Below are 21,620 nucleotides of genomic sequence, written 5' to 3' on the forward strand. Positions count from 1 at the left end.
GTCCGGCCGGATTCACTGCGCGGTCTCTCCCAGATCCAAGTCGTCCAGACCGATCAGGTCGTGACCCATGCGGTCGCGCTTGGTGCGCAGGTACCGCAGGTTCTCGGCATTGGCGCGCACGGGCATGGGCACTCGCTCGGTGATCCGCAGGCCGTAGCCGTCGAGTCCGACGCGCTTGGCCGGGTTGTTGGTCAGCAGCCGCATCGAGCGGATACCGAGGTCGACCAGGATCTGCGCGCCGGTGCCGTAGTCGCGGGCGTCGGCGGGCAATCCGAGTTCGATATTCGCATCGACGGTGTCGTGGCCGGAATCCTGCAACTGGTAGGCCTGCAACTTGTGCATCAGACCGATGCCGCGACCCTCGTGCCCGCGCATGTAGAGCACGACACCGCGCCCCTCGGCGGCCACCATCTCCATGGCAGCGTCGAGCTGCGGACCGCAATCGCAGCGCAGCGAGCCGAACACGTCACCGGTCAAGCATTCCGAATGCACCCGGACCAGCACGTCGTCACCGTCGAGGATGTCGCCGCGCACCAGCGCCACATGCTCGACCTCGTCGTAGATGCTCTGGTAGCCGACCGCGGTGAACTCGCCGTGCACGGTGGGAATGCGCGCCTCGGCGACTCGGACCACATGCTTTTCGTGCTTGCGGCGCCAAGCGATCATGTCGGCGATGGAGATCAGCGCGAGCTCGTGCTCGTCGGCGAAGACGCGCAGTTCCTCGGTGCGGGCCATATGCCCGTCGTCCTTCTGGCTGACGATCTCGCAGATCACACCGGCCGGACGCAGCCCGGCCATGCGGGAGAGATCGACCGCGGCCTCGGTGTGGCCGGGCCTGCGCAGCACGCCGCCGTCCTTGGCACGCAGCGGAACCACATGTCCGGGGCGGGTGAAGTCGTCGGCATTGGCCTCGGCGTCGGCAAGCAGGCGGATGGTGGTGGCGCGGTCCGCGCCCGAGATGCCGGTACTCACGCCTTCCTTGGCGTCGACCGACACCGTGTAAGCGGTGCCGTGCTTGTCCTGGTTCACCGCGTACATCGGCGGCAGGCCGAGGCGATCGCAGTCCTCACCGGTGAGGGGCACACAGATATACCCGGACGTGTAGCGGATCATGAAGGCCATCAGCTCCGGGGTGGCCTTTTCGGCCGCGAAGATGAGGTCGCCCTCGTTCTCCCGGTCCTCGTCGTCGACGACGACAACCGCCTTACCGGCGGCGATATCGGCGACTGCGCGCTCGATGCTGTCGAACCTGGTCACGTCTGTTGTGCTCCATCTCGAATAAGGTGCCACCCCACACTACTGGGTGGGAAGTGTCGCTCCGGAGGCAGTGGCCCGCCTGGTGGGCGGTGTGGTCAGCCGCGCTGCTGAAGGCGTTCGACGTACTTGGCGATGACGTCCACCTCCAGGTTGACCAGGGTGCCCGGCGCGGCGGTGCCGAGGTTGGTCATCGACAGGGTGGTCGGAATGAGGGAGACCTCGAACCAGTCACGGTTGCCGTCGGCGGCGGGGGTCTCGGACAGGCCGAGCCCGGAAACAGTCAGGGAGATGCCGTCGACGGTGATGGAGCCCTTCTCCACCACATACTTGGCGATGGCGTCGGGCAGCGAGATCCGCACGACCTCCCAGTTCTCCGACGGGGTGCGCGAGAGCACGGTGCCGGTGCCGTCGACGTGGCCCTGCACCAGGTGTCCACCCAGGCGGCTGTCGAGTGCGGCGGCGCGCTCCAGGTTGACCTTGGCGCCGGAGGTGAGGCCGCCGATGCTGGAGCGGTTCAGGGTTTCGGCCATGACGTCGACGGTGAAGCAATCGCCGTCGACCACTTCGACGACGGTGAGACAGACCCCGTTGACGGCGATCGAGTCGCCGTGGCCGGCATCGGAGGTCACCAGTTCGCCCCGGATCGTCAACCGTGCGGCGTCGGCCAGCTGCTCGGTGGCGACGATCTCGCCCAGTTCCTCGACGATGCCTGTGAACATGCCTGACTCCCTGTCGCGTGTGTTCTTCCGGTTGCGGAACGGCCGTGACCCGGACCGGTATTCCCGAGGGCCGTGCCGTGCTCGTGATTCACCCTAATGAGCGGCACCTGGCCCGATGAGCGCGGCCGCACCACATCTGTAGCGATCATCGGCGATAGTCCACCGCGGGGAGCGAGCCGCCGATCGGGTCGATGCCGGACAGCGAGACCGTGACACGCCGTCGAACCCAACCATCGAGCCGTGTCCATCTACTCGAACGGGGACCGATAACTTTCGGCGCGATAATTCTTCACCGATATTCAGAAAAATACCGCTCGTTCGGTCCGTAGCCTTTGTTGGGCGGCATTTTGCGAAACGCACAGAAGAATGTCACGCAAGGCCCGTACAGTCGGTGCCCGTACGAAACACCGCCGAAACATAAATTTCCGCAATCGCTTGCGCCGGGGCGGATATTGACGCAAAATCGTTATGTAGCCGACTCCCACCGTTCAACAGCACCAGCGTTTCCGTACGGCAGAGTGACCACGGACGGCAGAGTCCTACACGGCAGTTCGATCTCGGCACGCCACACGTGACACCTCACCACCGACCACAGCGTCCCCTTGCCATGAGCTCACTGGTAAACCGTTGTGCACCAGTTTGTTTCAGCTCTCGGCAGCACAGCCAACGGCCGGAACATCGCGAGACCGATCGCGCGACGGCGCTATCGCAACAACCACCGCAAGTCCACCACTCGAGGAAGCCGAAAGATCACCGTGGACAGAACCGAGATCGGCGCGGACACCGAGCCCGTCGATCAGCACACATCCACCAGCGAAAACCACACCACCGGGGGTGCGGCGTGACCACGCTCGTCGATTTCACACTGGAAAACCGTTGCGTCAGCTACCGGCGCGAATTCCAATTCCCAGCCACCATCGACCCCACCTCACGACGCATACTCCTGAAAATGGGCGCCCGCTACGGCGCCATCACCATGCCCGCCGAACTCGGCGAACGAGTCCAGCAGCGGCTACGCCTGGCCGGTATCGCCGGGCCCGTTGTCGCCCACCCACGCGCCCGGCGCTGGACCTTCCTCACCGGGCCCGCCCGGCCCGACAGCCTCACCGTCGCCGAATCCGCCGAACTGTTCCGGCTCTACGCCACCGTCGCCAGCGCAGGCAGCCACATCGTGCTGCCCTCCCCCGACGACGAACGCACCGGCTATCGGAGCTGGGTGAAGGCGCCCGAAAGCGGCACCGACCGACCGACGCAAAGTGCCGTCATCGAAGCCATCCGAGCGCTCGGCACCCGCAGGCTCGAGCAGGTATAGCGAATCCTGATCAGCGCGTCCACACCGTGGCGGCCTGCCTGCGCAGCGTCTCCACGGTGGCGCCGGGATCAGCGGTGTTGTAGACCGCCGAACCCGCGACGAAACAATCAATACCGGCTTCTGCGGCCTGCTCGATGGTGTCGGCATTGATACCGCCATCGATCTCCACGACAAGACGCAGCTCACCGGAATCGACAAGACGCCGCACAGTGCGCGCCTTCTCCAGCACACTCGCGATGAACGACTGCCCGCCGAAACCGGGCTCGACGCTCATCACCAGCAACGTGTCGAAATCGCGCAATATCTCCAGATACGGCTCGATCGGAGTGTTCGGCTTCACCGACAAGCCTGCCTTCGCACCCGCCGCCCGGATATCGCGCGCCACCGCCACCGGATCGTCGGTGGCCTCCGCGTGGAAGGTCACGTTGTAGGCGCCCGCCTCCGCGTACGGCGGCGCCCAACGGGCCGGGTCCTCGATCATCAGGTGGCAGTCCAGCGGAATGTCGGTGGCCTTGAGCAGGCTCTCCACCACCGGCAACCCCAGGGTCAGGTTCGGAACGAAATGGGCGTCCATCACATCGACATGCAGCCAGTCGGCGGTGGACACGGCATTCGCCTCGTCCGCGAGATGCGCGAAATCGGCGGACAGGATCGACGGAGCGATCATCGGGGACTTGGGGCGGGAGAACGTCGGCGTGGACACAACGCGGCAGTTTAACGGTAGGGCGCGCGCACTGCGGGATGGGTCACAGCCGTAGTTGGGTTGCCACGGCCCGGAGTGGGTAGCCTCATGGCGTGATCAATATTTCGGCGGAACAGGGGCTCTACAGCACCCCGGTGGAAATTCGGGTCGCGGCATCGGTCGGTCAGCTGCCGATCGTGCGCGGACTCGCCGAAACACTGGTCCTGCTCAGTGATTTCACCCTCGACGAAGTGGCCGACATCCGCCTCGCCGTCGACGAAGTGTGCTCGACGCTCATCGCGGTCGCCGCTCCCGAGAGCAGCCTGCACTGCCGGTTCACTGTCGGTGACCTCGAGCTTCGGGTGCACGTATCCGGCATCGCCGCCGATGAAGGGCTGCCCGACCAGCGCAGCTTCGGCTGGCATGTGCTGCGCACGCTCACCGATTCGGTCGAAGCAGCCCAGGGCCCGTTCGATCCGGCCGCCTCCGGATACCCGACGACGGTCGAATTCCGTCGCGTCCGAGGGAAGGCGTAGTGGCCGACGAGGACACCGTGCTCGACCCCGCAGACAACGACGGTGCTCCCGAGACGCCCGGCAACATCGAACAGCCCACCGGCGATGCCGTCCAGTCCGCTGACAACACCGAACAACCCGCCGACAGCACCGACGACACCATCGAGACGGCGCGACAGGCTTCCGGTTACGACGATGTCGCGGCGCTGTTCACCCGTCTCGGCACCATCGAGACCGGCACCGCCGCCTACATCGCGTTGCGCGACGAACTGATCAACCGATGCATCCCCCTCGCCGACCACATCGCCCGCAAATTCAGCGGACGCGGTGAACCGTTCGACGATCTCACCCAGGTCGCACGTGTCGGCCTGGTTCACGCCGTGGACCGGTTCGACGTCGAACGCGGCTCGAACTTCCTGTCCTTCGCCGTGCCGACCATCATGGGTGAGGTCCGCCGCTACTTCCGCGACAACACCTGGGCGATGCGGGTGCCGCGACGGGTCAAGGAAACCCACCTGCGCATCGGCGCCGCCGTCGACTCGCTGTCCCAGACTCTGGGCCGTTCCCCTACCGCGAAGGAGATCGCCGCCGAACTCGAGGTCGACCCCGACGAGGTCACCCAGGCCGTCATCGCGGGCAACGCCTACCAGCCCACCTCCATCGACGCCGCCTCCGTCGGCCGCGATACCGACGCATCGCTGCTCGACACCCTCGGCGAGGAGGAATCCCAGTTCGACCGGGTGGAGGAATACGTCGCCATCCGGCCACTGCTGGACGGCCTGCCCGAACGTGAACGCCGCATCCTCACCATGCGATTCTTCGAATCCATGACCCAGACCCAGATCGCGCAGCATATGGGGATCTCGCAGATGCACGTCTCCCGCATCCTTGCGAAAACCCTTGCCCGCCTGCGGGAACAGTCCTCACGGGAATAGCCGGGCGGCCGAATTGTCTGCTCAGCCCGCGCGTTCGCGTTCCCTGCGCAGCTTTGCCGGGGCCGATAGCCACCACGCCGCATCCAGCAGTTCGCGCAGCTGGGCGATATCGACCCGGTCGAGGTCGATGAGGATGAACGGATGGCCGTCGTAGTGCGGCGTCGTGTAGTACGACGGATCCCCCGAGGCCAGCAGCGCGGCCTTCTCCTGCGGATCACACAGCAAGACCAGCCCGCCCTCGGCCTCCACCCGCAGCCGCGCGAACCCCTTCTTGCCCACCTTCAGCCCCGGCGTCCGCCACCAGGTCGACTCCTCGACCCCGGGCAACTCCGTCGCCAGCGCCACCACACCCGCCCAGTCGATTCCCATGAGTCGAGTGTGCACTCGTGGATGTGAGACGGCTTGGACGAATGTCGCATGGCGGCGCGGCGCCCGGGCGCACATCGGTCCTCCGGTACCGACGGAACCTCGCCTCGGACGTCCGAGTCGTCGGTCCAGAGTGATGTATCGGCGGCCACCGGTGGCACGATCGCGGCACGACGTTGCGCCACGCCGCCGGACAGCCAGTGCTGTCGGTGCAGGACCCGTATCATCGCCGCACCGGCCGCCGATGGCCGCAGCGGACTGTGGAAGCAGCTGGGCCCGACCACCGCCACGACCAGTCCGAACCACCGATACCCGCCTTGGCAGTGGCACCCGGAATGCCGACGCCGCCCATCCCGCCAGAGAGACGAACGGCGTCGGATCCGGCGACTACAGCGGCTTGCGCAGCGCGGCCAGGAACATGGAGTCGGTCCCATGGCGGTGCGGCCAGAGTTGCGCGCCGGGGCCGGGGCCCAGGTCCGGGACGCCGGGGACGTAGGTGCGGGTGTCGAGTTGCTCGGCGCCGGTGCGGCGGACGGCGTCGGCCACCACGGCCACCGTTTCCGGCAGATGCGGCGAGCAGGTCGAGTAGACCACCACCCCGCCTGGTCGTAGCAGATCCCACGCGGCAGCCAGCAGTTCGCGTTGCAGCACCACCAGTTCGGCGACGTCGGCGGGGGTGCGACGCCAGCGGGCCTCGGGACGGCGGCGCAGAGCGCCGAGCCCGGTGCACGGTGCGTCGACCAGGATGCGGTCGTAGCCGGGGGTAAGTCCGCTGTCGCGGCCGTCGACGACGTGCACCTGGACGGGGAGACCCGAGGTGGACTTGCGGACCAGTTCGGCGCGGTGTTCGGCGGGCTCCACCGCGTCGATGTGGAAACCATCGATGGCGGCGAGCGCACCGAGCAGCGCCGCTTTGCCGCCGGGGCCTGCGCACAGGTCCAGCCATCGGCCGTTGTCCGGCCCCTCGAGCGGGGCGCGGGTGAGCGCGAGCGCGACCAGCTGGCTGCCTTCGTCCTGCACCGCGGCCATGCCTTCGCGCACCGGCTCGAGTTTGCCCGGATCACCGCCTTCCAGATACACCGCGTAGGGCGACCAGCGGCCCTCCTCACCACCGGTGACCAGGGCCAGCTCCTCGGAGGTGATATCGCCGGGCCTGGCCACAAGATGCACCGACGGTCGCGCGTCGTCGGCAGCGAGCGCGTCCCCCAGTTCCGCGGCGTCGGCGCCGAGGGCGTCGGCGAAGGCCTGCGCGATCCAGGTCGGATGCGCGTATTCGAAGGCCAGATGGCCCACCGGATCACGAGGGGCGAGCAATTCCACCCATTCGGCAGCGTCGCGCTCGCCTGCCCGGCGCAGCACCGCATTCACGAAACCGGCCTTGCCCGCACCGAACTCGGCCCGTGCCAAGGCCACCGACGTATCGACCGCGGCATGAGCACCGATCCGGGTGCGCAGCAACTGGTACACGCCGAGCCGCAAGATATCCAGCAGCGGACCGTCGATATCGGCGACGTCGCGACCGGCGCATTCGGCGATCACCGCGTCCAGCACGCCCTGTGCCCGGCAAGCGCCGTACCCGAGTTCGGTGGCCAACGCCGCGTCCCTGCCCTCGAGCCGGCGTTCGCGCAGCAGCCCCGGCAGCACCAGGTTGGCGTAGGCATCGCGCTCACGGACCGCGCGCAATGTCTCGAGCGCGACCTCACGTGCCGGATCGATCGAGTCCGGCCGTCGGCCCCGATCCTGCGCTCGCCCACCGGCTTTGGTGCCATGATCTCCTGCACCGCGACGGCCACCGCCGCGTTCTGCACCCTTCGCCGCTCCGCGGCCGCCGGTCGGCCCACCGCGAGCGCCGGGGGCATCACCCGACGCAAACCGCCGCCCTGCGCCGCCGGCCCCGGCCGATCGGGGACGGCCGCCGGATCTCGGCTCCCCCGTGCCGGGCTGATCTCGGCGGTCGCGACGCCCGGCGCCGCCCTCGCCCGGGCCACGACCGCGATCGTCGCGCTGCCCGCCGGTGTAGTCCCGCTTCCCCCGGGCCGATCGCGTCGACGAATCGCGTCGACGGTCCGGCCTGCCCGAATCGTTTCGATCGCCGGAGTTCTGGTTGCCGCTCATTCGACCACCGCACCCGGCTCGAGGCGTGCGCCGCGTGCCCAGTCGAGCGCCGCCATCATGCGTTTACCTTGTGGCTGAACCTGTTCCAGGCGGACGGCAGTGGTCGCGGTGCCGACAAAGACGCCGGACTTGCGGACCTCGATATGCCGTTCCGGAAGCTCTTCTTCGACCAGCTCCACCGGGCCCAGCTTGAGGCGGTTGCCCGCGACTTCGGTCCACGCGCCGGGTGCGGGAGTAACCGCGCGGATGCGGCGGTTGACGGCGAGGGCCGGCTGGTCCCACCGCACCCTGGCGGCTTCCACCAACACCTTCGGAGCGTAGGACACACCATCGGCGGACTGCGGGACCGCTTGCAGCGTCCCGTCTTCCACACCGTCGAGGGTTTTCTCCAGTAGCACCGCGCCGCTGTCGGCGAGCCGGTCCAACAGCGCACCCGCGGTATCGGTGACGGCGATGCGTTCGGTGACCACACCGAAGACCGGACCGGTGTCGAGTCCGGCCTCGATCTGGAAGGTCGAGGCGCCGGTGAACTCGTCGCCCGCATCGATGGCCGCCTGCACCGGCGCCGCGCCACGCCAGGCGGGCAGCAGCGAGAAATGGAGGTTGATCCAGCCGAACCGGGGAATGTCGAGCACCTGCTGCGGCAGCAACGCGCCATAAGCCACCACCGGGCAGCAGTCGGGCGCCAGATCCGTGAGCTGCGCGATGAATTCGGGATCGGAAGGGCGCGACGGGGTCAGGACCGGGATGCCGTGCTCGTCGGCCAGTGTGCCGACCGGCGAGCGGGTGACCTTGCGCCCGCGCCCGGCGACGGCGTCGGGGCGGGTGATCACCGCCACGACCTCATGCCGTTCGGAGTCGATGAACCGCCGCAGCGACGGCACCGCGGGTTCGGGTGTGCCCGCGAACACGATGCGCATCAGCGACCCCGCTCGACGACCGACCGGCTGGGGCGCACGGTGATACCCGCGGCGAACCAGTCCGATTCCCGGATCGACCGCATGGCGTCCTTGCGGTCGGCGGACTCGAGCTTGTCGATGAACAGCACGCCATCGAGATGATCGGATTCGTGCTGCACGCACCGGGCCAGCAGGCCTTCGGCGTCGAACTCGACCGGCGCGCCGGTCATGTCCACACCCGAGGCACGCACGCGCAGCGCGCGGCGGGTGTCGTAGCGCAGGCCGGGAATCGACAGGCAGCCCTCCGGCCCGACCTGCTCCTGATCGTCGAGCACCGTCCAGGTGGGGTTCACCAGATGACCGGCCGCGTCGCCGGTGTCGTAGACGAACACGCGCAACCCGACGCCGATCTGCGGCGCGGCCATGCCGACCCCGCCGTCGTCGTGCATGGTCTCGGTGAGGTCGGTGACCAGCTGCCGCAGCTCACGATCGAAGCCGGTGACCTCCGCGGCGCGGGCTCGCAGGATGGGGTCGCCGAACAGGCGAACGGGCTGAATGGTCACGGCGGCTCCCGGAGTGCGGAGGAAATTCGGTCGCCTCATTCTAGAGAGCACGCCGGGCCGGCCGGAGATCCCGGATCCCGCGACCGATTGCTGGTACAAATCCGGTGCGGTCCGGGCGGGGTGTCGAGCCCTCCGTCCGGCCGCCCGTCTCGGTGTTCCCGCTCAGATATTGCCCCCGATGATCACCTGCGGGATGCCAGTTCCGAGCTGCACGGGTTCGCAGATCGGTGTCGGCGCCGTTGCCGGATCGAGAGCCTCGAGCAACAGCTGCATCACGAACGGGTCGTACACCATGTGGAAGTGTCCGGTCAGGTTCGCGGCGCAGCGGTCCTGGATCACGACGTTCTCGGCGCCGGGACCGTGCAGGGCGATGTTCTCGAAGGGCTGGATCATCTCGTCGACGCGGCTGCCGATGGTTACGTAGTGCACGCCGGGAACGGTGTCGCCACCCGCGTTCAGCTCCAGCATGATCGGTGACCCCTGCACCTGCTGGATCGCGGCCAGCGACGTCACCTGCGCGAATGCTTCCAAGACGCCGGGTATGGCCTGGGCGATCGGCACCAGCCCGTACATCACGCCGCCATAGCTGGGCGAGGCCAGCCCGACCCAACGGCCGACGTTGCCGGCCCCGCCGAGCTTGTTGATGTAGTAGCGCGTCACGTTGGCGCCCTGCGAGAAGCCGACCAGATCGACCTTCTCGGCACCGGTGGCAGCGAGGACGTCGTCGACGAAGTCACCGATCTGATGGGCGCTCAGGCGCAGGTCCTCGGTGCCGAAGCTGGTCGCGCCGGGCTTGCCGCCGTAGTTGAGCGCGAAAACGCAATACCCCTCGGACGCGAGCCGTGGCGCGATCGCCGACCAATCGGAGTAGGCGCTTGCGTCGGTGCCGTGGGCCAGGACGACCGGCCGCGGATGCGCGGCAGTCGGCTTGCAACCGAAGTCGTTGGTGCCTTCAGGGACGGCGTTCGGATGCGTTTTCATATACAGCGCGGCCGCTAGATGGTCCGGCTGCGGTGGCGCCGACCCGCTGGGTACCAGCGGCGGTAGGTATCCGGATGGCTGGGCCCTGGCCGACCCGGATTGCGCCGTCGCCGTACCGATGAGCACGGCCGCCGCCGCGACGCCGGCCAGTACGGCCCGACCCCATTGTGACGTTCCCCGACCCCACAAACCTCGTGCTTGTTCCATGTCACAATGATCTACCCTGTCTGCGCGAAAAGCGCCCCCCGGGCGGGGTATTCACCACCCCGTTATTTTTCGGGGGTCGCGTCGTCAGCCAGGATTCGATAAAGCGAACGGCGTGCTTCGTTGAGCACATCGGCCGCCTTGGCCGCCTGCTCGGGAGTACCCGCCGCCGCGACCTGCGCGACCGCGCCCATGAGCTGTCCGACCAACGCTCGCAGGTCGATCGCCTGGGCACCGACGTCCTGTTTGACGTCGGCCCACGGGTCGCCGAGCTCGTCGCGATGCTCCTCGACGTAGGCGGTGCCGGATTCGGTCAGTTTGGCGGTCTTGCGACCGGCCACCTTCTCGATGAGCACCAGGCCCTCGTCCTCGAGCTGCGCCAGCGCGGGGTAGATGGATCCGGGGCTCGGGCGCCACAGATCGTCACTGCGCTCACGGATCTGCTGGATGAGTTCGTAGCCGTGCATAGGACGTTCGGTCAGCAGCAGCAGGATGGCCGCGCGGACGTCACCGCGCCTGCCCCGGCCGCCGCGACCACGTCCACGGCCGAATCCCGGACCGAAGCCGGGGCCGAAACCAGGACCGAAGCCCGGGCCGAACTCGGGGCCGAAACCGTGGCGCGGGCCACCACCGCGACGGAACTGGCCGCGCCGCGGTCCGAACTCGTCGAATCCTGGCCGTTGCCGACCACCACGTCGTCCATGCTCTCGATGCATCTCTGTGTTTTCCATGTCAAGCCTCCTCAGGCTCTCGTACTTGCTGAACACTATCGACGATATATCGGCAATCTATCCATGACAACCCTTCCGTTGAGATTCTTCGGCACCGCCGGCGTGATGCCCCGCACACAACGGGCGGCCCGCCGGCGCGCCGTCGAACCCTCAGCCCTCCAGCGAATCAATCCAGCGCGCCAACCGATCCCCTTCGGCAGCCATCAGACTCGGGTCACGAAAAGTGTTGGTGAGCAGTGATATTCCTTGATACGCAGCGATGAGCGCGACGCCGAGCTCGGCCGCATCCGATCGCCCCATGGCCTCGAACTGCCGTTGGGCCCAGTCCACGAGAACGCGCATAGTCGCAGCGATCTCCGCATCCAGCACCTCGGGACGCTTGTCCATCTCGGAAGCGAGCGTGCCGAACGGGCAGCCGAACTGTGCGGCCTGGTCGCGCAGGTCGACCCATCCGGCGATCAGGCCGCGCAGCCGAGCCCGCGGACTGTCGAGGCGATCGAACTCATCGAGCAATTGCGCCAGTCGGTGCCGGTGCGCGCCGACCGCCGCCTCGATCAGCTGATCCTTGGTTTTGAAGTAGTAGTACACATTGCCCACCGGCACCTCGGCCACCTTGGCGACGTCGGCGATGGTGGTCTTCTCTACGCCGCGTTCGTAGAAGACCTGGACGGCGGCGTCGACCAACCGCTCTCGCTTCCCCGCCTTCACCGCGCGCACTGAGTCAGTCATACAACTAACTCTAGACAGGTGCGCGGTACATCCACTACGGTTCAGTTAGTCAGCCAACTAACTTAAGGATTTTGATCATGATCGTGGTTACCGGAGCAACCGGAAATGTCGGCACCCCGCTGGTGGGCGCCCTGGCAGCGGCGGGTGCGAGAGTGACGGCCGTGTCGCGCACTGTCGCGCCCGATTCGGTCCCGCAGGGTGTGCGAACACAACAGGCGGACGTGACGGATCCGGAAAGCCTGCGATCGGCCCTCGACGGCGCCGAGGCCCTGTTCCTGCACGACACCGGCATGAGTGCGCACCTGATGCGTCCGGCCGACATCCTCGATATCGCCAAGGCCGGTGGCGTCCGGCGAGTGGTGCTGTTGTCGTCGCAGGGCGTGGCTACCCGACCGGACTCGGCCTCACATGGCGGTATCGGTCGAGCCTTCGACGAGGCCGTACGGCAGTCGGGGCTGGATTGGACCATTCTGCGGCCCGGTGCCTTCCACTCCAACGCGTTCGCCTGGGTGCCCTCGGTGCGTGGCGCGCGGACCATTGCGGCGCCGTTCGGTGATGTCGGCCTGCCGACCATCGATCCGCGCGATATCGCGGAAGTCGCCGCGGCGGCGCTCCAGTCCGATGCTCACGCCGGGCAGGTCTACACGCTCACCGGACCGGAGCTGAGCACGCCGCGGCGGCGGGCGGAGGCCCTCGCTTTCGCTCTCGGTGAGCCGATCGGGTTCGTCGAGCAGACCCGGGCGCAGGCCAGGGAACAGATGCTGGAGTTCATGCCAGAACCGGTGGTCGAGACCACCCTCGACATCCTCGGTGCACCGACCGACGACGAACTGCGGATCAGCACCGATGTGCACCGGGCACTCGGGCGCCCGGCACGCACCTTTGCGGAATGGGCTGCCGACCATATCGCGCCATTCCGCTGACGGCGTCCACCAGGGGCGGCTGATCGGAGTTCGGTTCACCGGCCGCCGGCGTTGCCCCGATCCTCGCTCAGCAGGCGGATCTGCTGCTCCCCCTTGCGGTCTCGCACCTCGACGCCGAGGGCGAGCAGCTTTTCGCCGAACTCCTCGATGGCGGTGCGGTCTTCATCGTCCATGGCCCGGCGGCGGCCACGCAGCACCGCATCGATATCGGCGCCGGTCTCGGGCCTGCCATCGATCCAGCGGGTGTACTCGCCGGCGAAGGGGTCGTTGCCGTCGAGCCACGGATAGTCGTGTGTGCGAAAGGCGCTGGCGACTGCGGCGCCGCTCAGGTCGTCTGCCTTGAAACGGGCCAGCGAACGCCGGTCACGGTCGGCGAGTACCAGGTCGGCGTCCTCACGGAAGACCGAGGCGACCTGCTCATGTGCCACGTACTTGTTGCGGCCACCCTGGGACAGTTCGACATGATCGGCGTCGACGGTCAGGGTCAAGCTCTCACCGCGTGCGATCTCGAACAGCACCGCGCCGCCGATGATCCCGACGGCCGTGAGGATCGGCACCAGCCACACCGCAGGCACGGTCATCGCCACCTCCACCGGACCGGGCACATCCCCCAGCACGTCCACCATCCAATTCCCGACCACCGGCACAGCGAACCCGATACCGCAGCCGAGCACAGCGCCTGCCACGCCGAACGCCACCACCCAGATGTTCGAGAAACGCACGACAACAGGTTCGGCCTTCATCGGTCCTCCATGGGGGTCGGGCGCAGCAGTCGCGATATTGTCGCGCGCACCAGCGGGCGTGGGTCCCGGTCGGTTTCGGCGGGGTCGGCGTTCAAGAAGGCGGCGTCGACAACTGCCAGGATCCACCGCGCGGTTTCCGCCGCGGGGAAGCCAGGATCGAATTGCCGGGCCGCGGCACCTCGTTCGATCAGCGTGGTCAGGGCCTGGGCGCTGAGCCGGGCGTCCTCGACGACCATGATGGCCAGTTCCTGATCGTGACCCAGCCGCCGCAGCAACTCGAACATGAACCCCGGCGCGGCCACGTCCAGCGATTCGGCCGCCAGCGCCTCGGCGATATCGAGAATCGCGCCCAGGCAGTCCGTTCGGTCGATGTGCTCGGCCACCAGTGCCGCGTGCTCCGGAATAGATAGCTCGAAGATCGACCTGAACACCGCGGCCTTGTCCTGGAAGTAATAGAACACGCTGCCCGAACTCAGCCCGGCCGCCGCGGCGATCTGCGCCGCCGTCGTCCGCTCGAAGCCATGCGCCGCGAACAGCTCAGCGGCGGCGAGGGTGATCGCGTGCCGCCGTTCGGCGGCACGCTGCGGATCGACGGTACGGGCCATGAGCTGATTCTATCATTAACTGATCGGCCAGTTAATAAATAAGCTCGGCGAACATGCACCCCGACGGCATCGAGGTCGCGGCCTGGGTCGGCGTCACACTCGGATCCACCAGCGAGGATTGTGGAGGGCGCCGGTGTGGCACACGCCGTGCGGCGAGCGCGGCGGCAGTGTGTCAGCCGATATCCACCGGGTCGATCTGCACGCGCAGCGGGGCATCGGAGCGTTGAGCGCTGCGGACGGCTTGGGCGGCGGTAAGGGATCGGGCCAGAGCGGCGCCGTCACGACGGGGTGCACGCAGCAGCATGCGTTCGACTTCGGCAGGGGAATCGCCGGTGAAGGGCTTGCGAGCCAAGGGCGGGAGCGGCACGGGGCCGAGGAGGTCGGCCGATTCCGGGAGGGTCGCGGCGGCGAGCAGTTCGGTGATGGCCTCGGAGGTTCCGTCGACGGCGGCCATGCGTACCGCGGGCGGGAAGCCGACCTCCGCGCGGCTGTCGACCTCGGTCCTGGCATGGCCGATCGGGTCCCAGCGGATGAGCGCCTGGACCGTCGGGATGGACGGTTCGGCCATCACCAGCACTTGGCCATTCGCGCGGACCAGCGCTGCAGCGGTCATCCAGCGTCGCAGCGCGTCCTCGGCGGCACGCAGGTCGGCGCGGCCGAGCAAGGCCCAGCCGTCGAGGAGCAGCGCGACGCCGTATCCGCCGGGCAGCACAGGTTCCGCACCGACGGTCGCGACGACGACCTGGGGTCCGGGCTCCACCGTGTCGAGAACGACGCCACCGCCGGAACCCCGAATCGGCACGCCGGGAAAGGCGCGGCCGAGTTCCTCCGCGGTGCGGGCCGCACCGATCACCACCGCGCGCAATGCCCGCGATCCGCAGGCCGGGCAGCGAAAGCCGGCCTCGGTGCGCCCGCACCAGCGGCAACTGGGACTATGCGCGACATCGGAGGATTCCGGTCCCCCGCGGCGAGGACCCTCCGGCAGGGCGAGCGGGCCGTTGCAGTGCCGACAGCGCGCCGGTATCCGGCATTTCCCGCAGGCCAGCGACGGCACATACCCGCGGCGCGGCACCTGCACCAGTACCGCGGCTCCTTCCTTCAGCGCGGCACGTGCCGCCGTGAAGGCAGCGCCAGGTATGCGTACCGCGCGCGCGACCGGGTCGCGTTCCAGGGCGATATCGGTGTCGCCCGGCGCGCTGATCCGCGGCGCGGCAGTCCGCAGCGTCGTGCGGTCGGCGACCAGATCGTTCGCCCACCCGGAATCGACGACCGCCTGGATCTCGGCGGTCCGCGCGAACCCGCCCGCGACGAACGCCGCCCCGGTCTCGTGGGCGCGCAGCATCGCCACTTCCCTGGCGTGCGGATACGGGGCGCGCGGCTCGGCGTAGGTGTCGTCACCGTCGTCCCAGATGGCGATCAGGCCCAGGTCGCGGGCGGGCACGAACACCGCGCTACGGGTGCCGACGACCACCCGCGCCGTCCCGCGCAGCACGGCCAGCCAGCGCCGATAGCGTGCCGCGGGCCCGAGCCCCGCCGACAATCCCACCGCCTTGTCCCCCACCAGCCGCTGACATTCGGCAAGGACCCGATCGAGATCTCGTTGATCGGGCACCATCAGCACCGCACTGCGTCCACCGGCGACCACCACCGCCGCCAGTTCCGCCAACCGTGACGCCCACTGTTCCCCCGGCAACGCCTGCCACGCCGCTCGCACACCCTTTCGCTGCGCCACTGCTTCGAGAAAGCTCCCGCCGTGCAAGTACCGGCTCCACCGGGTGGGATCGATACCGGCGCCCGGCTGCAGATCGGAAGGTTCCTCGCTCGCCACTACACACGGCCGGTCGGCCTTCACCCCACCCGGCTGATCCGACCCGTCGGCGCTGGGGACGGCCGATGTGGTCGACGGATCCGCCTCGGGCGCATAGGTTTCGGCGCTGACGAGGTCATGGGTGGCCGGCTCGCCAGACGGCACAGCGGTCGGCGAATCCTCCTCGTCCGCAGCTTGTTTCGCATCCTCGGACGACTTCTCCGCCGCCTTGGATTTCGCGGTCGCACCGTTCTCGGTGCGCGCGTGTCGTGGCGGTATGGCCAGCCGCAGGACATCGGCGCGGGTACCGGCATAACGCGCGGCCACAGAGGTGATCAGCCGCAGGATTTCGGGGGTCAGGACGCGTTCGGCCGAGACGACACGCTCCAAGGGCACCAGTTTCCCCGAGTGATCGCTGCGGGTGAGCCGTGCGAGCAGATAGCCATCGACCAGACGCCCGGCGAAGCGGACGCGGACCCGGACGCCCGGCTGGGCGATCTCGTCGAGTTCGGGTGGAACGAGATAGTCGAAGTCGCGGTCCAGGTGCGCGGGGGTCAGCAGCGGGAGCACCCGGGCGATCGGATGCGAGAGCAACGCTTCGAGCCCCGGCGACGGCCCCGACACAGCCGACACCCCCGGCGACGGTTCGTCGCCGGGGGTGCTGTCGGCCGCGAGCTCGTTCACCCGGGCGCGGAAACTACAGGCCGGCGGCGGCGCGCAGCTTGTCGGCGCGGTCGGTGTGCTCCCAGGGCAGATCGACGTCGGTGCGGCCGAAGTGGCCGTACGCGGCGGTCGGTGCGTAGATCGGGCGCAGCAGATCCAGATCGCGGATGATCGCGCCCGGACGCAGGTCGAAAACCTCGGTGATGGCGCTGGCGATCCGCGCCGGGTCGACCTTCTCGGTGCCGAAGGTCTCCACGAACAGCCCGACCGGCGCTGCCTTGCCGATGGCGTAGGCGACCTGCACCTCCACCCGGTCCGACAGGCCCGCGGCGACCACGTTCTTGGCGACCCAACGCATGGCGTAGGCGGCCGAACGGTCCACCTTCGACGGATCCTTCCCGGAGAACGCGCCACCACCGTGCCGGGCCATGCCGCCGTAGGTGTCGACGATGATCTTGCGACCGGTCAGGCCCGCGTCACCCATCGGACCGCCGAGCACGAACTTGCCGGTGGGGTTGACCAGCAACCGCACGTCGGCGACGTCGAGGCTGGGCAGCGACAGATCGGTCAGCACCGAGTCGACGACCTTCTCGCGGATATCGGGGGCGAGCAGATTGTCCAGATCGATATCTGCGGCGTGCTGGGTGGAAATGACCACTGTGTCCAGCCGGACCGGGCGATCACCCTCGTATTCGATGGTGACCTGGGTCTTGCCGTCGGGCCGCAGGTAGGGCAGCACGCCCGACTTGCGGACCTCGGTGAGCCTGCGCGAGAGCCGGTGCGCAAGCGCGATCGGCAGCGGCATCAGCTCGGGGGTGTCGGTGGTGGCGTAGCCGAACATCAGGCCCTGATCACCGGCGCCCTGCTGTTCGATCTCGTCGTCGGAGCCACCGACGCGCGCCTCGTGCGAGGTGTCCACGCCCTGCGCGATATCCGGCGACTGCGCGCCGATCGCGATGTTCACACCGCAGGAGTTGCCGTCGAAACCCTTTGCCGAGGAGTCGTATCCGATGTCGAGGACCTTCTCCCGGACGATGCGCGGGATGTCCGCGTATGCCTCGGTGGTGACCTCACCGGCGACGTGCACCTGCCCGGTGGTCACCAAGGTCTCCACCGCGACCCGGCTGCGCGGATCCTCCGCCAGCAACGCGTCGAGGATGGAATCGCTGATGGCGTCACAGATCTTGTCCGGATGACCCTCGGTCACGGACTCACTGGTGAATAGCCGACTGCCGGTCGTGCGCACAGTTGTTCCCTCTCCCTCAACGGGTTGCTCTTCTCGGTCTGCGACCATGGTGCCGCGCTGCCGAGGGTGCGATGCCTCCATCCGGCGACATCACTCGCCTCGACGACCACGTTGTCGTGCCAGGGCGCAATCCTGATCCCAGACTATTCCAAACCACCGACATGCCGGTCCGCTGTCCCGGACTGCGGTCCCGCCCGCCGGTGGCACTGTTCGGTTACCCGCTCCCATTAGACGCTGCCGAGACGTTCTCGCGCATCGAGTTGACGTGATTACGCCGGTCGCGCAACGCATCTCGGAGTCGGTCTGCCATGGTGCCCGCCGCGTCGGCTCAGCTCAGCAGCGGTCCGAGCGCATCGAGCACCCGGCTGGCCAGCAACGCCTTGGAGCCATGGTCGAGCGACTGTTCGGTGCCGTCGGCGCCGAGCAACCACCCGTCGTTGGTATCGACCTCGAACGCCTTGCCCTCGCCGACCGCGTTGACGACCAGCAGATCGCACCCCTTGCGGGCCAGTTTGGACCGCGCGTGGGTGAGCACGTCACCGTGCTCGTCGCCGGTTTCGGCGGCGAATCCGACGATCGCGGTGCCGGGCAGCTGCCCGTCGCGGCGAGCCTGGACCAGTCCGGCGAGGATGTCGTCGTTCTTGGTCAGTGCGATGGTGTCGGGTTCACCGGCACCCTTCTTGATCTTGGCCGCGGCCACGTTGGTCGGCCGGAAATCGGCCACCGCCGCCGCCATGATCACCGCGTCCGCGCCGGCCGCGTGCTTGTCGACGGCGGATTTGAGCTGGTCGGCGGTGGTGATGTGCACCAGATCGACCGCCGCGGGGGCAGCCATCTCGATGGTGTTGCCCGCGATGAGGGTGACGTGTGCGCCGCGTTGGGCGGCCACCCTGGCCAAGGCGTACCCCTGCTTACCGGAGCTGCGGTTGCCGAGGAAACGCACCGGATCCAGTGGTTCCCTGGTGCCACCGGCGGTAATGACCACCCGGCGGCCCTCGAGGTCACGCGGCATGGCGTCGGCGCGTTCGAGCAGCAGCGTCGCCAGGCCGAAGATCTCCTCGGGTTCGGGCAGCCGTCCCGGACCGGTGTCGGTGCCGGTGAGCCGGCCCGAGGCGGGTTCCATCACGTTGGCGCCGTGCGCTCGCAAGGTGGCGACATTGGCGACGGTGGCCGGATGCTCCCACATCTCGGTGTGCATCGCGGGCGCGAAGAGAATGGGACATCGCGCGGTGAGCAGGGTGGCGGTGAGTAGATCGTCGGCACGGCCGGTGGCGGCGCGCGCCATCAGATCGGCGGTCGCCGGCGCGATGACGACGAGGTCGGCTTCCTGACCGAGCCGCACATGCGGTACCTCGGGCACGTCGGCGAAGACCCCGGTGTGCACGGGGTTGCCCGACAGCGCCTCGAAGGTGGCCTTGCCGACGAACTCCAGCGCCGATTGGGTGGGAATCACCCGGACCTGGTGTCCGGTTTCGGTGAAGCGGCGCACGAGAGCGCACGCCTTGTAGGCGGCGATGCCCCCGCCGACCCCGACAACGACCCGTGTGGTCATTGCGCCTCCTGTGTTGTGCGGGACACCAGCGCCCGGTTTACCCGGCGAGCGGCGGTGACGCGCACCGGGCTCACCGGGACGAGGTCACTCGCCTTCGGTGTGCTCGAGCAGGTCGGAGTGGATTTCACGCATGGCCACCGACAGCGGCTTCTCCTGCGCGACCGGCTCGACCAGCGGGCCGACGTATTCGAGGATGCCGTCGCCGAGCTGGTTGTAGTAATCGTTGATCTGACGTGCGCGCTTGGCGGCGTAGATGACCAGGGCGTACTTGGACGACGTGCGCTCGAGCAGCTCGTCGATCGGCGGGTTGGTGAGGCCGATCGGAGTGTCGTAGGCGGGCGCGGCGAGGGTGTCCGAACTGCTCACTAGGGGGGCTCCTGCGGTGTGTTTACCGGTGTTGTCGCGGACTGATGTCACGAACTCGAATTTGTGCTAACGAACAACGATACCAACTGCTCGCAGGCACTGGTCACCTCGTCGTTCACGATGACGATGTCGAACTCGTCACAGGCGGCCAATTCGATCCGTGCGGTCTCGAGCCTGCGCTCGATGACTTCCGGCGATTCGGTGCCGCGCGAGCGCAACCGGGAGACGAGTTCATCCCAGCTCGGCGGGGCCAGGAACACCAGCAGCGCCTCGGGCATCGCCTTGCGCACCGAACGAGCGCCTTCCAGGTCGACCTCGACCAGGACGGGCAGGCCTTCGGCCAATGCCTCGCGGACCGGCGCGGCCGGGGTACCGGAGCGCTGCAGTCCGCCGTGGATATCGGCCCATTCGAGCAGGTCCCCAGCGTCGATCATCGCGTCGAAATCGGCGCGGGTGACGAACCGGTAGTCCCGGCCGTCGACCTCCCCGGGCCGGGGGGCCCGGGTTGTGGCCGACACGCTGAACACCAGGTGCGGTAGGCGTTCACGAACGCAGCGCACCACGGTGGACTTGCCCACGGCCGAGGGGCCGACCAGAACAACCAGCCGACCCTTCGTCATGTGTTCGACCACCGGCGGTTGTCAGGCGCCGAGGTCGAACTTGGCCAGCAGGGCCTTGCGCTGCCGATCGCCCAGGCCGCGCAGACGGCGGGTGGGAGCGATCTCCAGCTCGGTCATGATCTCCGCCGCCTTGACCTTGCCGACCTTGGGCAGGGCTTCCAGCAGGGCGGACACCTTCATCTTGCCGATGATCTCATCGGTCTCGGCGTCGGCGAGGACCTTCTTCAGGTCGGTGCCGCCGCGCTTCAAGCGCTCCTTGAGCTCCGCCCGAGCGCGGCGAGCGGCAGCCGCCTTCTCCAAAGCAGCGGCGCGCTGCTCGTCAGTCAGCTGGGGAAGGGCCACGGTTCCTCCGTCTCATCGTTCATTGCATCAACTACTGCCCGATAACTCGGCAGTGACAGCGACCGTACCCACGACTCCGGCCGATTGCGAACCCACCCCCCAGGTCAGCGCACGATTCGGCGATGCCGTAGGGGACGCCGGAGGCAATGCCGAACCCGGCTCGCCGACCCTCCCGAACACCGGTTCGAATGCGCGAAACAGCCTGCAAGCAGGGCGTTTTCGTACACGGAACGAATTAGCGGACCGGTTGCCACGGAGCCGGACGCGCCGCTGGCAAACCCAAAACCGCCCGACCAGGAACTTTCTGGAAAATTTCTGCGTGTCGCCACACGAATCACACGCGTGTCGCGTATCGGGCACTCCATGCGCACATCCGGGCCACGCGAATACCCGCGGGCATGGCGCAGGGCCCGGCCCTCGTCCAGGCGACGTCGGCTGCCGCAGCACGCGTCACCGGCACTGCACAGCGGTCTGCTGGTAGACCCGAAAGGGCGGCAAAGGCCGGTAGACGCGCCTACGGGAGCCGACACCGCACAACCCGATGAACTTCCACACCAACTGACCACATCGTGTTTCAGCGGCTCTCAGGACACCGGGAAGCGCACTCGGCGGACGCCACGAGCACACCTGGTCGATCGACGCTCAGATCTCGGCTCGCACGGCCATGGACACGAATCAGGCCCGGCCCGAGGGGTGGGCGGGCCGGACCTGATGTCCCCCGCGAGCGCGAGGTGCTGTGTGGGCG

The 21,620-nt window shown here is 68.1% G+C and carries 22 protein-coding genes; 4 read left to right on the forward strand and 18 right to left on the reverse strand.

What is annotated here, in order from left to right; translation table 11 throughout:
• Positions 1 to 12: 12 nt before the first annotated feature.
• Positions 13 to 1,257: a bifunctional 3,4-dihydroxy-2-butanone-4-phosphate synthase/GTP cyclohydrolase II gene (locus ACFXNW_RS09205; protein WP_379417111.1), complete on the reverse strand. Its 1,245-nt coding sequence runs from the start codon at positions 1,255 to 1,257 to the stop codon at positions 13 to 15.
• A 95-nt stretch (positions 1,258 to 1,352) separates the two neighbouring features.
• A complete protein-coding gene (locus ACFXNW_RS09210; RefSeq protein ID WP_379417112.1) occupies positions 1,353 to 1,976 on the reverse strand; it encodes a riboflavin synthase in 624 nt (207 codons plus the stop codon).
• A gap of 841 nt (positions 1,977 to 2,817) precedes the next feature.
• Between ACFXNW_RS09210 and ACFXNW_RS09215 the strand changes: the two genes are divergently transcribed.
• A complete protein-coding gene (locus tag ACFXNW_RS09215; RefSeq protein ID WP_379417113.1) occupies positions 2,818 to 3,288 on the forward strand; it encodes a hypothetical protein in 471 nt (156 codons plus the stop codon).
• 10 nt (positions 3,289 to 3,298) lie between these two features.
• On the opposite strand, the gene rpe is transcribed toward ACFXNW_RS09215, so the two are convergent.
• Positions 3,299 to 3,955 (reverse strand): ribulose-phosphate 3-epimerase, encoded by a 657-nt coding sequence (gene rpe / locus ACFXNW_RS09220; RefSeq protein WP_379417362.1) that lies wholly within the window; start codon positions 3,953 to 3,955, stop codon positions 3,299 to 3,301.
• Between the two features lie 128 nt (positions 3,956 to 4,083).
• Between rpe and ACFXNW_RS09225 the strand changes: the two genes are divergently transcribed.
• Together ACFXNW_RS09225 and ACFXNW_RS09230 are read left to right on the forward strand one after the other, a co-directional pair.
• Positions 4,084 to 4,506, forward strand: coding sequence for an anti-sigma factor (locus ACFXNW_RS09225; RefSeq protein ID WP_379417114.1), 423 nt, complete (start codon positions 4,084 to 4,086; stop codon positions 4,504 to 4,506).
• A gap of 140 nt (positions 4,507 to 4,646) precedes the next feature.
• Entirely contained in the window at positions 4,647 to 5,420 is a 774-nt protein-coding gene (locus ACFXNW_RS09230; RefSeq protein ID WP_379417363.1) for an RNA polymerase sigma factor SigF, read from the forward strand.
• 21 nt (positions 5,421 to 5,441) lie between these two features.
• On the opposite strand, the gene ACFXNW_RS09235 is transcribed toward ACFXNW_RS09230, so the two are convergent.
• The 7 genes from ACFXNW_RS09235 to ACFXNW_RS09265 form a co-directional block, all read right to left on the reverse strand.
• The gene (locus ACFXNW_RS09235) at positions 5,442 to 5,789 is read right to left on the reverse strand and encodes an MmcQ/YjbR family DNA-binding protein (RefSeq protein WP_379417115.1); all 348 of its coding nucleotides are present in this window, start codon (positions 5,787 to 5,789) and stop codon (positions 5,442 to 5,444) included.
• Positions 5,790 to 6,173: 384 nt separating this feature from the next.
• Positions 6,174 to 7,502: an RsmB/NOP family class I SAM-dependent RNA methyltransferase gene (locus ACFXNW_RS09240; protein ID WP_379417364.1), complete on the reverse strand. Its 1,329-nt coding sequence runs from the start codon at positions 7,500 to 7,502 to the stop codon at positions 6,174 to 6,176.
• Positions 7,503 to 7,897: 395 nt separating this feature from the next.
• A complete protein-coding gene (gene fmt / locus ACFXNW_RS09245; RefSeq protein ID WP_379417116.1) occupies positions 7,898 to 8,821 on the reverse strand; it encodes a methionyl-tRNA formyltransferase in 924 nt (307 codons plus the stop codon).
• Positions 8,821 to 9,363, reverse strand: a complete 543-nt coding sequence (gene def / locus ACFXNW_RS09250; protein WP_379417117.1) for a peptide deformylase — start codon at positions 9,361 to 9,363, stop codon at positions 8,821 to 8,823. Before def ends, fmt begins: the two co-directional genes overlap by 1 nt.
• Before the next feature lie 162 nt (positions 9,364 to 9,525).
• Positions 9,526 to 10,551, reverse strand: a complete 1,026-nt coding sequence (locus ACFXNW_RS09255) for an esterase/lipase family protein (protein WP_379417118.1) — start codon at positions 10,549 to 10,551, stop codon at positions 9,526 to 9,528.
• A 62-nt stretch (positions 10,552 to 10,613) separates the two neighbouring features.
• Positions 10,614 to 11,279 carry a PadR family transcriptional regulator gene (locus tag ACFXNW_RS09260; protein WP_379417119.1) on the reverse strand — a complete coding sequence of 222 codons (666 nt, stop codon included), beginning with the start codon at positions 11,277 to 11,279 and terminating at the stop codon, positions 10,614 to 10,616.
• A 150-nt stretch (positions 11,280 to 11,429) separates the two neighbouring features.
• Positions 11,430 to 12,008 carry a TetR/AcrR family transcriptional regulator gene (locus tag ACFXNW_RS09265; protein ID WP_379417120.1) on the reverse strand — a complete coding sequence of 193 codons (579 nt, stop codon included), beginning with the start codon at positions 12,006 to 12,008 and terminating at the stop codon, positions 11,430 to 11,432.
• A gap of 77 nt (positions 12,009 to 12,085) precedes the next feature.
• Here ACFXNW_RS09265 and ACFXNW_RS09270 point away from each other — a divergent pair, with 77 nt between their 5' ends.
• Positions 12,086 to 12,931: an NAD(P)H-binding protein gene (locus tag ACFXNW_RS09270; protein WP_379417121.1), complete on the forward strand. Its 846-nt coding sequence runs from the start codon at positions 12,086 to 12,088 to the stop codon at positions 12,929 to 12,931.
• Positions 12,932 to 12,966: 35 nt separating this feature from the next.
• Here the strand turns inward: ACFXNW_RS09270 and ACFXNW_RS09275 are convergent, their stop codons facing one another.
• The 8 genes from ACFXNW_RS09275 to mihF form a co-directional block, all read right to left on the reverse strand.
• Positions 12,967 to 13,674: a hypothetical protein gene (locus ACFXNW_RS09275; protein WP_379417122.1), complete on the reverse strand. Its 708-nt coding sequence runs from the start codon at positions 13,672 to 13,674 to the stop codon at positions 12,967 to 12,969.
• Positions 13,671 to 14,279, reverse strand: a complete 609-nt coding sequence (locus ACFXNW_RS09280) for a TetR/AcrR family transcriptional regulator (protein ID WP_379417123.1) — start codon at positions 14,277 to 14,279, stop codon at positions 13,671 to 13,673. The genes ACFXNW_RS09275 and ACFXNW_RS09280 overlap by 4 nt, the downstream gene beginning before the upstream one ends.
• Positions 14,280 to 14,451: 172 nt before the next feature.
• A complete protein-coding gene (locus ACFXNW_RS09285; RefSeq protein WP_379417365.1) occupies positions 14,452 to 16,656 on the reverse strand; it encodes a primosomal protein N' in 2,205 nt (734 codons plus the stop codon).
• 127 nt (positions 16,657 to 16,783) lie between these two features.
• A complete protein-coding gene (metK, locus tag ACFXNW_RS09290) occupies positions 16,784 to 17,995 on the reverse strand; it encodes a methionine adenosyltransferase (protein ID WP_379417124.1) in 1,212 nt (403 codons plus the stop codon).
• A 328-nt stretch (positions 17,996 to 18,323) separates the two neighbouring features.
• Positions 18,324 to 19,547, reverse strand: coding sequence for a bifunctional phosphopantothenoylcysteine decarboxylase/phosphopantothenate--cysteine ligase CoaBC (coaBC, locus tag ACFXNW_RS09295; RefSeq protein WP_379417125.1), 1,224 nt, complete (start codon positions 19,545 to 19,547; stop codon positions 18,324 to 18,326).
• Positions 19,548 to 19,631: 84 nt separating this feature from the next.
• Complete coding sequence (rpoZ, locus tag ACFXNW_RS09300; RefSeq protein WP_163825083.1) at positions 19,632 to 19,913, reverse strand: DNA-directed RNA polymerase subunit omega; 282 nt, start codon at positions 19,911 to 19,913, stop codon at positions 19,632 to 19,634.
• A 47-nt stretch (positions 19,914 to 19,960) separates the two neighbouring features.
• Positions 19,961 to 20,533 (reverse strand): guanylate kinase, encoded by a 573-nt coding sequence (gene gmk, locus ACFXNW_RS09305; RefSeq protein ID WP_379417126.1) that lies wholly within the window; start codon positions 20,531 to 20,533, stop codon positions 19,961 to 19,963.
• Between the two features lie 21 nt (positions 20,534 to 20,554).
• Entirely contained in the window at positions 20,555 to 20,875 is a 321-nt protein-coding gene (gene mihF, locus ACFXNW_RS09310; RefSeq protein WP_163825081.1) for an integration host factor, actinobacterial type, read from the reverse strand.
• Positions 20,876 to 21,620: the final 745 nt, after the last annotated feature.

Origin of the sequence: Nocardia sp. NPDC059180 (assembly GCF_042754945.1) — a bacterium.
In the GTDB taxonomy this organism is placed as follows: Bacteria; Actinomycetota; Actinomycetes; order Mycobacteriales; family Mycobacteriaceae; genus Nocardia.

What these genes read in the sequence shown, in the direction of transcription:
- ACFXNW_RS09210 (WP_379417112.1), bottom strand. Translation starts at nt 1,976, where the DNA reads ATGTTCACAGGCATCGTCGAGGAACTGGGCGAGATCGTCGCCACCGAG.
- rpe (WP_379417362.1), bottom strand. Translation starts at nt 3,955, where the DNA reads ATGATCGCTCCGTCGATCCTGTCCGCCGATTTCGCGCATCTCGCGGAC.
- ACFXNW_RS09235 (WP_379417115.1), bottom strand. Translation starts at nt 5,789, where the DNA reads ATGGGAATCGACTGGGCGGGTGTGGTGGCGCTGGCGACGGAGTTGCCC.
- fmt (WP_379417116.1), bottom strand. Translation starts at nt 8,821, where the DNA reads ATGCGCATCGTGTTCGCGGGCACACCCGAACCCGCGGTGCCGTCGCTG.
- ACFXNW_RS09255 (WP_379417118.1), bottom strand. Translation starts at nt 10,551, where the DNA reads ATGGAACAAGCACGAGGTTTGTGGGGTCGGGGAACGTCACAATGGGGT.
- ACFXNW_RS09260 (WP_379417119.1), bottom strand. Translation starts at nt 11,279, where the DNA reads ATGGAAAACACAGAGATGCATCGAGAGCATGGACGACGTGGTGGTCGG.
- ACFXNW_RS09265 (WP_379417120.1), bottom strand. Translation starts at nt 12,008, where the DNA reads ATGACTGACTCAGTGCGCGCGGTGAAGGCGGGGAAGCGAGAGCGGTTG.
- ACFXNW_RS09270 (WP_379417121.1), top strand. Translation starts at nt 12,086, where the DNA reads ATGATCGTGGTTACCGGAGCAACCGGAAATGTCGGCACCCCGCTGGTG.
- ACFXNW_RS09275 (WP_379417122.1), bottom strand. Translation starts at nt 13,674, where the DNA reads ATGAAGGCCGAACCTGTTGTCGTGCGTTTCTCGAACATCTGGGTGGTG.
- ACFXNW_RS09280 (WP_379417123.1), bottom strand. Translation starts at nt 14,279, where the DNA reads ATGGCCCGTACCGTCGATCCGCAGCGTGCCGCCGAACGGCGGCACGCG.
- coaBC (WP_379417125.1), bottom strand. Translation starts at nt 19,547, where the DNA reads ATGACCACACGGGTCGTTGTCGGGGTCGGCGGGGGCATCGCCGCCTAC.
- gmk (WP_379417126.1), bottom strand. Translation starts at nt 20,533, where the DNA reads ATGACGAAGGGTCGGCTGGTTGTTCTGGTCGGCCCCTCGGCCGTGGGC.